Source organism: Thiocapsa sp., assembly GCF_011390875.1.
Taxonomy (GTDB): Bacteria; Pseudomonadota; Gammaproteobacteria; order Chromatiales; family Chromatiaceae; genus Thiocapsa.
Map to the genome: position 1 here is coordinate 1 of NZ_JAABRP010000167.1, position 11,823 is coordinate 11,823.

The 11,823-nt window shown below is 65.7% G+C and carries 12 protein-coding genes; 6 read left to right on the forward strand and 6 right to left on the reverse strand.

What is annotated here, in order from left to right; genetic code table 11:
- Window positions 1-194: hypothetical protein (locus GPT33_RS13515; RefSeq protein WP_296809771.1), on the forward strand; the 194-nt coding region annotated here is incomplete at its 5' end.
- A 14-nt stretch (window positions 195-208) separates the two neighbouring features.
- On the opposite strand, the gene GPT33_RS13520 is transcribed toward GPT33_RS13515, so the two are convergent.
- A complete protein-coding gene (locus tag GPT33_RS13520) occupies window positions 209-733 on the reverse strand; it encodes a hypothetical protein (protein ID WP_296809773.1) in 525 nt (174 codons plus the stop codon).
- A gap of 281 nt (window positions 734-1,014) precedes the next feature.
- On the opposite strand from GPT33_RS13520, the gene GPT33_RS13525 reads away from it, so the two are divergent.
- A complete protein-coding gene (locus tag GPT33_RS13525) occupies window positions 1,015-1,311 on the forward strand; it encodes a hypothetical protein (RefSeq protein ID WP_296809774.1) in 297 nt (98 codons plus the stop codon).
- Between the two features lie 67 nt (window positions 1,312-1,378).
- Here the strand turns inward: GPT33_RS13525 and kdsB are convergent, their stop codons facing one another.
- From kdsB to GPT33_RS13550, 5 genes are all read right to left on the reverse strand, one after another.
- Window positions 1,379-2,164 carry a 3-deoxy-manno-octulosonate cytidylyltransferase gene (gene kdsB, locus GPT33_RS13530; RefSeq protein ID WP_296809775.1) on the reverse strand — a complete coding sequence of 262 codons (786 nt, stop codon included), beginning with the start codon at window positions 2,162-2,164 and terminating at the stop codon, window positions 1,379-1,381.
- Entirely contained in the window at window positions 2,139-3,137 is a 999-nt protein-coding gene (lpxK, locus tag GPT33_RS13535; RefSeq protein ID WP_296809777.1) for a tetraacyldisaccharide 4'-kinase, read from the reverse strand. The genes kdsB and lpxK overlap by 26 nt, the downstream gene beginning before the upstream one ends.
- Before the next feature lie 280 nt (window positions 3,138-3,417).
- Window positions 3,418-5,199 carry a lipid A export permease/ATP-binding protein MsbA gene (msbA, locus tag GPT33_RS13540; protein WP_296809779.1) on the reverse strand — a complete coding sequence of 594 codons (1,782 nt, stop codon included), beginning with the start codon at window positions 5,197-5,199 and terminating at the stop codon, window positions 3,418-3,420.
- Window positions 5,196-5,696: a biopolymer transporter ExbD gene (locus GPT33_RS13545; protein ID WP_296809786.1), complete on the reverse strand. Its 501-nt coding sequence runs from the start codon at window positions 5,694-5,696 to the stop codon at window positions 5,196-5,198. The genes msbA and GPT33_RS13545 overlap by 4 nt, the downstream gene beginning before the upstream one ends.
- A complete protein-coding gene (locus GPT33_RS13550) occupies window positions 5,693-6,319 on the reverse strand; it encodes a MotA/TolQ/ExbB proton channel family protein (RefSeq protein WP_296809789.1) in 627 nt (208 codons plus the stop codon). Before GPT33_RS13550 ends, GPT33_RS13545 begins: the two co-directional genes overlap by 4 nt.
- 379 nt (window positions 6,320-6,698) lie before the next feature.
- Between GPT33_RS13550 and GPT33_RS13555 the strand changes: the two genes are divergently transcribed.
- The 4 genes from GPT33_RS13555 (at window position 6,699) to yjgA (ending at window position 11,675) form a co-directional block, all read left to right on the forward strand.
- On the forward strand, window positions 6,699-7,280 hold the full coding sequence (locus GPT33_RS13555; protein ID WP_296809791.1) for a LemA family protein: 582 nt from the start codon (window positions 6,699-6,701) through the stop codon (window positions 7,278-7,280).
- 195 nt (window positions 7,281-7,475) lie between these two features.
- Window positions 7,476-9,392 (forward strand): M48 family metalloprotease, encoded by a 1,917-nt coding sequence (locus tag GPT33_RS13560; protein WP_296809794.1) that lies wholly within the window; start codon window positions 7,476-7,478, stop codon window positions 9,390-9,392.
- On the forward strand, window positions 9,392-11,119 hold the full coding sequence (recJ, locus tag GPT33_RS13565; RefSeq protein WP_296809795.1) for a single-stranded-DNA-specific exonuclease RecJ: 1,728 nt from the start codon (window positions 9,392-9,394) through the stop codon (window positions 11,117-11,119). Before GPT33_RS13560 ends, recJ begins: the two co-directional genes overlap by 1 nt.
- Before the next feature lie 31 nt (window positions 11,120-11,150).
- Window positions 11,151-11,675, forward strand: a complete 525-nt coding sequence (yjgA, locus tag GPT33_RS13570; protein WP_296809796.1) for a ribosome biogenesis factor YjgA — start codon at window positions 11,151-11,153, stop codon at window positions 11,673-11,675.
- The last annotated feature ends 148 nt before the right edge of the window (window positions 11,676-11,823 follow it).

An 11,823-nucleotide genomic window follows, 5' to 3' on the forward strand; every position in this document is an offset into this window, starting at 1 on the left:
GGCGCTCGAATGCGTGCCTTGGCCGCGTTCATCGGTCAGGTGCGAGCGCTTTCGGTGCGCTTCCCGGGATCGTCGCCTCGGGCTCGACCTCATTGGCCGTCGGGGCGGCGGAAGAAGACGACTGCAAGTCGGCGATCCCGGGGGCGCTGTCGCTTCGCGACGATCGCCTTCGTCGCTTCTGGCCCTTGAGATGAACGAGGGCCGTACCTTACCGGCCAATCGAGCCTCGACCGAACCGGCCCTGCGCCGGTTGACTCCGCCGCGCCCGGTCCATCTGCATCTGCAGGCGCTGGCTCTGCTGTTGCGCCTCCAACTCCATTAATTGACCCTGCATCCGTATCTGACCGGCCCGACCGTCCGGCATGACACCCGCCCCGGTTCGGGGCGCCAGCCGATCCTGCCGACGGGCCGAGTCGACGGCGCGATTCTGCTGCTGAAGAAGCTCGCGGTAACGGATCGCCTCGTTCCACTCGCGTGACTGCTGCCGAGCCGCTTCGGGGGGCGACAGCGGGCCGGCCTGCTGTCTCGCCACACGTTGATCCTGCTGCAATCTCAACCAGCCGGCGGCGGCCCGTTGGGATTGGGTCCCCTGCACGCGCATCGCATCCGTCTCGGCAGCGGCCGGCATGGCCACCCACAGTGTTGCGATGACGACAAAGAAACAGGCCATTTGTCGCAGATGTCGCACCGTTGCAGTGCGGAAGGGGTCTTCGACCGTCTGAAACCTGTGCATGGCTGGGCTCCCATCATCGACTCCACCGGATCGCGTCTTCGCAACCTATTGTTTCGATGAGGTCAAGGCTCGAAACAGAAAATTGGCATCCGTTCTGCATTAGTAGAGATAAGACGACGCTTCCGTTCTTCGGTTTCGTTCTCTGACCTCCTCAGTGGTGATTCGCCCCGCGTCAGCGGGGTTTTTTTTGCCCGGGTGAAAATTCACTTTCGACTGCAATGTTGGTGTATTCGGGAGCGCGCAGGCGTGACGTTCTCGCTCGTTCAACAGCAGGAGCCGAAATGGCAAAGACCCACGTCATCGATACCGCATTGCTGCAACGGCTCAGAACGCTGCTCGGCCATCGCTGCGAGTATGACGGGCAGGTCTGGCGCCTGATCGACATCCTGCCCGGCGAGGGACTCGCGGTGCTGGAATCGGATCTCGCCCGCCCTCCGATCCAGATGGACCAATACGGTCGCGCCAGCCATCGCGCCAACGCGATCCTGCAGGTCAGAATCCTCGACCCGGTCGAAGGCGCGCTCACGCTCGAGATGCAAGACCTCATGGACTGCCTCGAGTCGACGCTCCGGGCCTAAACCGCGCCCAGCGCGGTATGCGCTGTTTTTGGATGGAATCGTCCCTTAGGCGCTTGTCGGGGGCGGTTTACGCCAGCAGCCGCTCGGCCTTGGCCAGATCGGAGGCCGTATCGACACCCGGCCCCGGCTCGGACTCCGCGATCGCGACATGGATGCGCTCGCCGTACCAAAGCACGCGCAGCTGCTCCAGCGACTCCGCCATCTCCAGGGGCGAAGGCGCCCAGTCGAGATAGCGCTTGAGGAAGCCGACGCGGTAGGCGTAGAGCCCGATGTGGCGGAGAAAAGGGACCGATGTCGGCAGCTCGGAGCGGTTGGCGAGAAACTCGTCGCGGTGCCAGGGCATCGGGGCGCGGGAGAAATAGAGCGCGTAGCCCTTCATATCCGTGACCACCTTGACGACATGGGGATCGAAGAGGGTCGCGCGGTTCGAGATCGGCGCGGCCAGTGTGGACATGCCAAGATCGGCGATACCCGCCAGGTCGCTCGCGACCTGATCCAGCAAGGCCGCCGGCATCGCCGGCTCGTCGCCCTGCAGGTTGACCACAACCACGTCGTCGTCCCAACCGCGCAGCTCGATCACCTCGGTGATGCGCTCCGATCCGCTGCGGTGCGCGCTGCCGGTCATGACCACCTCGGCTCCGAAGCCGTGACAGACCTCGGCAATGCGTGGGTCGTCGGTCGCGACCAGGATCTCGTCGGCAGCGCTCTCGCGCGCGCGTTCCACGACATGTTGGATCATCGGCTTGCCGGCGATCGGCAACAGGGGTTTGCCCGGAAGGCGCGTCGAACCGTAGCGTGCGGGGATAACGACTTTGAATCCTAGGGGTTTATCGGACGTCTCTCGGGCGGACATGGGTCGATGCCTCCAGCGTGCGAAAGAATGCCTCGACGAAGGCCGTATCCAACTCGGCCTGCACGGGCAGAAACCAGTGATCCTCGCCGGCAAAGCGCGCGCACTTCACGGCGTCCTTCTCGGTCATGAGCACCGGGCCGGGCGGCCAAGCCGCGAGATCCGACGGTGCAAAGGGATAGTGATCCGGGTAGGCAAGGCCCTCGACCTCGAGACCCAGAGCGCGCAGCATGGCAAAGAAGCGCTCGGGGTTGCCGATCGCCGCGACCGCAAAGACGGGCCGCCCGATGAAGTCGGCGATCGGCTTGGAGACGGCGGGGTCACGAAGGTTAACCGCCGCACCCGGAATCAGCCGCATGCGGTACCCGTCACCCGAGCCGCCGCCGTTGGTCAGCACCAGATCGACCTTGGCCAGACGCCCGCGTGGCTCGCGCAACGGCCCGGCGGGCAGGCAGCGCCCGTTGCCCAAGCTGCGCTCACCGTCGATGAGAGCAATCTCGATGTCTCGGGCCAAGCGATAGTGCTGGAGCCCGTCGTCGGCGAGCAGGATGTCTATATCGCCCCGAGACAGTGCAAGCGCACCGGCGGCAACACGATCTCGTCCGGCGACGACTGGGCAGCCGCTGCGACGCGCCAGCAGCACCGGCTCGTCCCCGACATCGGCAGGCTCGCTTTCAGGAGAGACCCGGCGCGGCGCAACCGGGCCGCCTCCGCCATATCCTCTGGTGATGATTCCTGGCATCCAACCACGCGCCCGCAGCAGCTCCGCGAGCTTTAGAACGGCCGGGGTCTTGCCGGTCCCGCCGACGGTGAGGTTGCCGACCACCACGACAGGCACCGACAGGTGCCGACTCGCGAGCCAGCCTTTGCGATAGCCTAGGCGGCGCAGTTGGACCACCAAACAGTAGAGCCAGGAGAGCGGCGCGAGGATGAGACCGAGCGGATGACGGCCGTACCAGATCGGGTTCGGGTCCACTACTTCGGCTCCCCTCCCCTCTCGGGTGTGTCGAGGCGCGGGAGGCTCGACGCAGCGCCGAGCGGGTTGTGCTTCCTGGCGTCAGCACAACCTACACCGCGTCCAGAGTGACATGCGTCATGTTCCTTTTGCATTGGGCTTTGGAAATGTCCTCGATCTCGGTAAGACGCGGTTTAAAATTCAATAGTTTTAATCTCTTGAACCGCGCCGACTCCAGCGCTCGTCACGCCTGCCGGGGCCGATCCCATCCCAAAACATCGCAGACCCCGCCGGGCGCGGTTCAAGACGCGGCCGGGGGCTCGCCGGCATCGTGGAATTGGAGGCGGTGCAGCCGGGCGTAATAGCCGTCCTGCGCCAGCAATTCGAGGTGGGTGCCCTGCTCGACGACGCGTCCGTTGTCCATCACCAGGATGCGGTCGGCATTCTCGATGGTGGAGAGCCGATGGGCGATCATGAGTGTCGTCCGGTTCGCCATCAACTCATGCAGGGCGGCCTGGATATGGCGCTCGGACTCGGTGTCGAGCGCGGAGGTCGCCTCGTCCAGGATGAGTATCGGGGCGTCTTTGAGCATGGCACGGGCGATCGCGAGACGCTGGCGCTGCCCGCCCGAGAGCATGACGCCGCGATCGCCGATACGTGTATCAAAGCCCTCGGGCAGGGCCTGGATGAAGTCGAGCGCGTGGGCGTTCACGGCGACGCGCTCGAGCGTCTCGCGGCTCGGCGGTTCGGCCTGACCATAGGCGATGTTGTTGGCGATGCTGTCGTTGAAGAGCACCACGTCCTGACTGACCAGCGAGATCTGGGCGCGGAGACTGGCCAAGGTCAGCTCGCCGATCGGGATCCCGTCGACCAGGATCTCGCCGACGGTCGCATCGTAGAAGCGCGGCAGCAGGCTTGCGACCGTACTCTTGCCGCTGCCCGAACGCCCGACCAGCGCGACCCGCTCGCCGGGTGCGATGACCAGGTCGAGTTCCTGGATCGCCGGCGGCTTGTCGGGCGAGTAGACATGAGTGACGCCGCGATACTCGACGCGCCCCTCGGCACGTTCCAGGGTCCGCCGTCCCTGATCCCGCTCCTCCTCCGCATCCAACAGCTCGAACAGACTCTGGGCGGCGATGATGCCGCGCTGCAGATGGGCGTTGACCGAGGTCAGACGCTTCACCGGGGGCAGGAGCAGACCCATGGCGACCACAAAGGACATGAAGGTCCCGACCGAGATGTCTTCCTTCAGCCCCTGCATCGTGGAGAGATAGACGATGACGGCGATCGCCACGGCCGAGATCAACTGAACCAACGGCACGCTCGCCGCCTCGGTCGCGATCATCTTCATCTGCAGCGAGCGGGTCTTCTCGTTGATGGCACTGAAGCGACGCGCCTCGAGCGGTTGACCGCCGAACGCCTTGACCACCCGATGGGCCTCGATCGCCTCCTGCGCAACCTGGGTCAAGGCGCCGACCCGATCCTGGATGCGACGGCTGTGGCGGCGAAAACGCTTGGTCGCGTATTTGACCGCGCCCGCCATGAGCGGGCCGATCACCAGGAAGATCGCCGACAGGGCCGCGTTCAGATAGAGCATGTAGGCCATGAGGCCGATGACGGTGAAGCCGTCGCGGACCAAGGTCGTGATCGCCGAAGTGGCCGCAGTGGCGACGTTTTCGACGTTGTAGGTCAGCTTCGCGAGGATGTGACCCGAGCCCTGATTGTCGTAATAGCGGGTCGGGGCACGCAGCAGGTGCTCGAACATCTTTTGGCGCAGATCCGCGACCACGCGCCGCCCGACCCAGCTCAGACAATAGTTGTTGATGAAGCCGGCGATCCCGCGAAACACGAAGAGCACAACCAACACGAACGGCATGAGGCGCACGATCTCCTCGTTGCGGTCCACGAAGCTGCCGTCGATCAGCGGCTGCATCATGGCCGCGAAGAGCGGCTCGGTCGCGGCAAAGGCGATCATGGCGACGATGGAGACAGTGAACATCCGCCAGTAGGGTTTGACGTAGCCGAGCAGCCGGCGATAGATGGGGCCGGCCTCGACCTCGGGTCGGATTGCGTCATCGGTCATTCCGCGACCTCTGCTTTGGATGGCGGGGCGGATGGCCCGGCGGATGAGCCGGCCGACGGCGGGTCAGCATCGGAATCGGCCTGCGCAGCGCGGGTCGCCGCGAAGGCGATCTGCACCAGACCCACTTGACTGGCCGCATCGAGCGCTGTCATCACCGCCTGATGCGGCGTTTGCGCATCGGCCTGAATCAGCACGGGCAAAGGCTCCCGCTCACCGAGACGTTCCTTCAAGACCTCGACCAGGGTCTCGGTCTCGCGATCGACCACGGCCCGATCGTCTACATTGAAGGACCCGCTCCGATCGATGACGAGCCGGATCATCTCGGGTTCTTCGGCCGGGATCTCCTCGCCTTGGGCCTCGGGCAACTGCACGCGCAGCCGCGCCTCGTCCTTGAAGGTGGTGGAGACCATAAAGAAGATCAGCAAGAGAAAGACGACATCGATCAGCGGGGTGAGATTGATGTCGGCCGGCTCGCGCCGGTGCGGACGCAGATTCACGCGGTGACCTCGCCGGCCTCGCGCTCGCCCTTCATCACCTCCACGAGCCGCAGCGATTGCTCCTCCATGTCGAGTGCAAGCCGTGCAACCTTGTTGTCGAAGAAGCGGTGGAACATCAGCGCCGGGATGGCCACCGATAGACCGGCAGCCGTCGTGATCAGCGCCTTGGAGATCCCGCCGGCGAGCATCGCGGCATTGCCGACACCGGCGTCCATAATAACGCCGAAGACATCGATCATCCCGAGAACCGTTCCCAAGAGCCCCAGCAGCGGGGCCACCGAGGCGATCGTCCCCAGACTGCTCAGAAAACGCTCCAGCTCCGCCACCACCTGACGGCCCGTGTCCTCGATCGCCTCCTTCATGATCTCGCGCGAGTGGTTGCGGTTGATGAGTCCGGACGCAAGCAGACGCCCGAGCGGGGAGCCGGTGCGGATCTCCTCGATGCGCGCATCGGTCAGCTCGCCCCGACGGTGCCACTCCCAGATTCGGGTCACCAGATTCGCCGGCATGATCCGAGAGCGGCGCAGCGTCCAGCCACGCTCGATGACGACGGCGGTGGCGATGATCGAGCAGGCGACGATCGGCACCATCAGCCAACCGCCGGCATACATCACTTCAAGCAAGAGGGAAGCTCCTTAAACCGCGCCCAGTGCGGTATGCGATGTTTTTGGATTGGATCAGCCTCGGCGACATCGACGGCCGCCGGAACTGGCGCGGTTTAGAAAAGATTCAAAAACAACCGAAACGTGAATCAAGGCGTTCGCCTTTGACGCATGAACGCAATGGTACTCCCTCGACCCGCATCGGCAACCCGCCGCGATGCGGCTGCGTCGGTCCGCTGTGCGCGAGCGGGCTCGACACCTGCTTGCCCGCCCCTGCTTACCCCGCGGGAGTATGTTAGCCTTCCGCCGCAATGCCGAAGGCCGCGCGCCGGCTTCGGTCGAACACGGCTCCCGGCGACTGCCGGGCACTGGGAACAGTCATCATCGAGGGGGAACACCGATGGGATGGACATTGCTTGGCCTGATCATACTGGCCGCGATTCTTGTCGTCGTCATCTACAACCGCCTGATTGCCGGACGCAACCGCTACAAGAACGCCTTCGCTCAGATCGATGTCCAGCTCACGCGTCGCTATGACCTCATCCCGAATCTGGTCAAGGTCGCCGAGCGCTACATGACCCACGAGCGCGAGACGCTCGAGGCCGTCATCCAGGCCCGCAACCAAGCGGTCGGCAGCCTCAAGCAGGTCGCGGCCGACCCGAGCGACGGCGCCGCGGTGGCGATGCTGGCCCAAGCGGAGATGGGCGTGGCCGGCGCACTCGGTAAGCTGTTCGCGCTCTCCGAGGCCTACCCCGACCTTAAGGCCAACCAGAACATGATGCAGCTCTCCGAGGAGCTGGTCAGTACCGAGAACCGCGTGGCCTTCGCGCGCCAAGCCTTCAACGACGCGGTCATGGGCTACAACAACCTGCGCGAGGTCTTCCCGAACAACCTGATCGCGCAGCGCTTCGGATTCACGGCCGCGCAGTTGTTGGAGATCGATGCGCCGGAGAAACGCGAGGCCGTCACAGTCACCTTCTGAACCGCGCTTGTGGGTATTTGGAAGGATTGCGTTCAGGGCCTACCTCTCCGTGATCCAAAAGCGCAGCGGGGCGCGGTTCAGGATATTTTTATATTTTTTTAAAGACTTAAACTGCGTCGACGCCGACGCCGGCAGATCGTCTCCGAGATCGAACCCGAGCGAAACCCCCGCATGAACACAGAGGACGCAGTTTAATTGGACTTCTTTGCGCATCAGGACCGGGCCCGTCGACGCACGCGTCTGCTTGTGGTGCTGTTCGTCCTCGCGGTGATCAGCATCGTGGCGGTGGTCGACCTGGTCGCGCTCGCCTTCCTGGGGTTTGGCTCGGATCCGGAGGGGGTCGTGTTCTCCCCGGAACTCTCTCCTGACGCGTTTCGCGAAAGCCTCCCGCTGCTCATCTGGGTCTCCGTGCTGACCGCGGGGGCCATCGGTCTCGCCAGCCTGTTTCGCATCCTCACGCTGCGCAACGGCGGCGGGGCGGTGGCGCGCGGGCTCGGTGGGGTGATGGTCAATGCGGATACGACGGATCCGCAGCTGCAGCGCTTGCGAAACGTGGTCGAGGAGATGGCCATCGCCGCCGGCGTGCCGGTGCCTCAGATCTACGTGCTCGAGGAAGAGGACGGCATCAATGCCTTCGCCGCCGGTTATTCGCCGGCCGATGCGGCCATCGCGGTGACCCGGGGTGCGCTGCGGACACTGAACCGCTCCGAGCTTCAAGGTGTTGTCGCCCATGAGTTCTCGCACATCCTCAACGGCGACATGCGGCTCAACATTCGGCTGATCGGGATCTTGTTCGGGATCCTGGTGCTGGCCATCATCGGCCGACTCATGCTCTCGGTGCGGCATGGCCGGGCCAGCAAGCACACGGCCGCGATCGCGATGATCGGTCTCGCCCTGGTCGCGACCGGCTATATCGGGCTCTTCTTCGGCCGATTGATCCGGGCATCGGTATCGCGTCAACGCGAGTTCTTGGCCGACGCCTCGGCCGTTCAGTTCACCCGCGAGCCGGAGGGGATCGCGGGCGCCCTGAAAAAGATCGGCTCGGCGCAGGCCGGGTCGGCGCTCGCGGCCGACAGTGAGGAAATCGGGCACATGCTCTTCGCTTCGGGGCTGACGCGTCGGGTCTTGGCCACACATCCGCCGATCGCGGATCGCATTCGCGCGATCGAGCCGGGTTTCGACCCGGCGGAGCTCGAGACGATGCGGACGATGCAGACCCCGGCGGCGCCGAGCGAAGCGGGCGTCGTCGCCTCGATGGCCGAGCCCCGGCCGGCCGTCGAAGGTCGACCGAGCGCGTCGAGCCTCGATGCCGATCGCATCGTCGGCGCGATCGGTCGGCCCGATACGGCACAGATCCAGGTCGCGGCTCGACTGAACAGGGCGATCCCGGAACCGCTTGCACGCGCCGCCCGCTCCACCGAGTGGGTGATGACGGTTGTTTGCTATCTCTTGATCGACCCGGACCCCGAGGTCCGCGAGCATCAGCTTTTGATCGTCGCCGAGACACTCGGCAGCGCGCACGAGCGTCAGGTCAGCACGCTTCTCTCCGCAGTTCCGAGCCTGGCCGCGGATCTTCGCATCCCCCTGCTCGAGATCGCCTTCCCGACCCTGCGCCGTCGTCCGCAGACCGAGCTGACGCGACTGATGGACCTGCTCGATCGGCTGATCCATGCCGACGGGCGCATCGATGTCTTCGAGTATGTCCTTGCACGCCTGCTCGCGCAGCAGATCCAAGACACCATCGCCCCGACCGATGCGCACGGCGCCGGAACCGCGCGCATCTCCGGCTGCGAAGATGCGATCCGCGATCTGCTGGTCATCCTGGCGGTGCACGGCAACCCGGATCAGCGCGCCGCGCGGACCGCCTTCGCCGCCGGTCTGGCGTCGCTCGGGATGCGTCCGCGCGAGTTGACTCCGATCGGAGCGAACGACTGGCCGGATCGTCTCGACCGGGCGCTTGCCCGGCTCGATCGGCTGCGCATGGAGGACAAGCAACGCCTGCTACGCGCACTCATCGCGACCCTGAAGCACGCCGGGATCAACCGGACGGAGATCGAGCTGCTGCGCGCCGTCGTCGCGGCGCTGCATGTCCCCTTGCCGGTGTTGGACTGATGTCGCGCCCTATCATTCGACGCGCGGCGAGTGCCGCGGCGCTCGCCGCCGCCCGCACACCGGCCGAGCTGCTCTCCAAACTCTATTCGCATCGCGGCATCGAGGATGCCGAAGAGGCTGCGCCCGGACTCTCGGCGCTCCACCCGGCAGGCGCGCTGCGCGGCATCGACGAGGCGGTCGAGTTGCTGGTGCATTACATCCGCGGCAGAGGCCATCTGCTGATCGTCTCGGACTATGACGCCGACGGTGCGACCGGCGGCGCACTGGCGGTCCGGGGTCTGCGCAGCCTGGGGGCAGCGCAGGTCTCCTATCTGATCCCGAGCCGGTTCGCGTTCGGCTACGGCCTGAGTCCGGCGGTGGTGGATGCAGCGGCACCGCGCCGACCGGATCTGCTGATCACGGTCGACAACGGCATCGCCAGTCTCGCCGGGGTTGCGCGGGCCGCGGAGCTGGGCATCCCGGTCCTGGTGACGGATCATCATCTGCCCGGCGAGCGGCTCCCGGACGCCGCCGCGATCCTCAACCCCAATCAGCCGGGCTGCGCCTTTCCGAGCAAGCACCTTGCCGGTGTCGGCGTCGTCTTCTATCTGCTGGTGGCCGCGCGTGCCCGTTTGCGCGAGCAGGGCTGGTTCGGCGCAGCGCGAGCGGAGCCCAACCTCGCGGATCTGCTGGATCTGGTCGCCTTGGGCACGGTCGCGGACGTGGTGACCCTGGACCGCAACAATCGGATCCTGGTCGAGCAGGGGCTCAGACGCATCCGTGCCGGGCGGTGCAGTCCGGGCGTACGCGCATTGCTGACGATCGGCGGCAGGGACCCGAGCCGGGCGACGGCCACCGATCTGGCCTTCGTCGCCGCACCCCGACTCAACGCGGCGGGTCGGATCGAGGACATGTCGGTGGGTGTCGAATGTTTGCTGACCGACGACCCGCAGGTCGCCGCGGATCTTGCGGCAAGGCTCGACGCGCTGAACCGCCGACGTCGCGAGATCGAAGGCGACATGAAGGACGCGGCCGAGTCCTCGCTCTCGCGCCTGTGTCTGGACGGCGCGACACTGCCGCCCGGTCTCTGTCTGTTCGGCGAAGATTGGCACCAGGGTGTTTCGGGGATCGTCGCGGCGCGGATCCGCGAGCGGTATCATCGCCCCGTGATTGCCTTTGCGAACGGCGGCGACGGGTTTCTGCGCGGCTCGGCTCGTTCTGTCGATGGGGTCCATGTCCGAGACCTGATCGCACTGGTGGATCGCCGGGATCCGGGCTTGATCGAACGTTTCGGAGGTCACGCGATGGCCGCGGGCTTGAGTATTCGCCCGGAGGCATTGCCCCGCTTCCGCGAGGCCTTCGCGGAGGCCGTGCGCGAGGTGGTCGGCGACCGGCCGCCGCAGCCGGAGATCGCATCGGACGGCGCGCTTCCGCAGCGGCTCATGACCCTGGAGACCGCCGAGACGCTGCGCGTCGCCGGTCCTTGGGGCAAGGGCTTCCCGGAACCCTGTTTCGACGGCACGTTCGATGTCTTGAGCGCACGGCTAGTGGGCGAGCGTCATCTTAAGCTCCGGCTTGGCGGATCCGCGGCCGAGGATGCGCCCATCGAGGCCATCGGCTTCAACCTGGGCGAGCAGATCTCGGAGGCCGGCGGCGCCGTCAGGCTCGCCTACCGCTTAGACGTCAACGACTACCGAGGCACCCGCTCTGCACAGTTAATCCTCGAGCATCTGGAGCCGGCCGCATGACGACTGTCGAACCGCAGACTTGGATTTCGGGATGAACGATACGATCGACGACGACTATCAGGACGAAGAGCGCGGCCCGAGCAAGAGTCAGCTCAAGCGCGAGAAGCTGGCCCTTCATGCATTGGCCGAGCGTATGGCCGGGATGCCTCGGGCCGAGCTGGAGCGTCTGAACCTGAGCGCTGCGACCTGGGCCGCCTTGGACGAGACGCCCCGGATCAAGGATATCCGTGCCCGCGGGCGCCACTGGAAGCGCATCGCCAACCTGTTGGAACGCGAAGACATGGCCGCGGTCCACGCCCTGGTCGACCAGGCCGAGTCTCGCGAGCGCGAGGCAGCCGCGCAACTGCATGCGCTGGAACGCTGGCGCGAGCGACTCATCGCCGATGACGAGGGCGCGTTGAGCGAATTCATCGACGCATGTCCGGATGTCGACCGGCAACAGCTGCGCACGCTGATCCGCGCCGCGCAGCGCGATCAAGAGCGCGGCCGGCCCGACGCACCGCGCAAGCTCTTCCGCTTCCTGCGCGACAGCCTGGTGTCCAACGCGGAAACGTAGGATGGGTAGAGCGCAGCGAAGCCCATCCTCACAACTGAAGCACCAGACGCGGGCGGCGGTGCGTAGAAGATGGGCTTCGCCGCGCTCGACCTGTGCCGGAACCGAGATGTCGGAGCGGGGAGGATGGGTTTCGCTGCGCTCTGCTGTC

Coding starts and splice junctions, on each gene's coding strand:
- recJ (WP_296809795.1), top strand. CDS start 9,392: ATGTCGCGCCCTATCATTCGACGCGCGGCGAGTGCCGCGGCGCTCGCC.
- yjgA (WP_296809796.1), top strand. CDS start 11,151: ATGAACGATACGATCGACGACGACTATCAGGACGAAGAGCGCGGCCCG.
- GPT33_RS13555 (WP_296809791.1), top strand. CDS start 6,699: ATGGGATGGACATTGCTTGGCCTGATCATACTGGCCGCGATTCTTGTC.
- kdsB (WP_296809775.1), bottom strand. CDS start 2,164: ATGTCCGCCCGAGAGACGTCCGATAAACCCCTAGGATTCAAAGTCGTT.
- GPT33_RS13525 (WP_296809774.1), top strand. CDS start 1,015: ATGGCAAAGACCCACGTCATCGATACCGCATTGCTGCAACGGCTCAGA.
- msbA (WP_296809779.1), bottom strand. CDS start 5,199: ATGACCGATGACGCAATCCGACCCGAGGTCGAGGCCGGCCCCATCTAT.
- GPT33_RS13520 (WP_296809773.1), bottom strand. CDS start 733: ATGCACAGGTTTCAGACGGTCGAAGACCCCTTCCGCACTGCAACGGTG.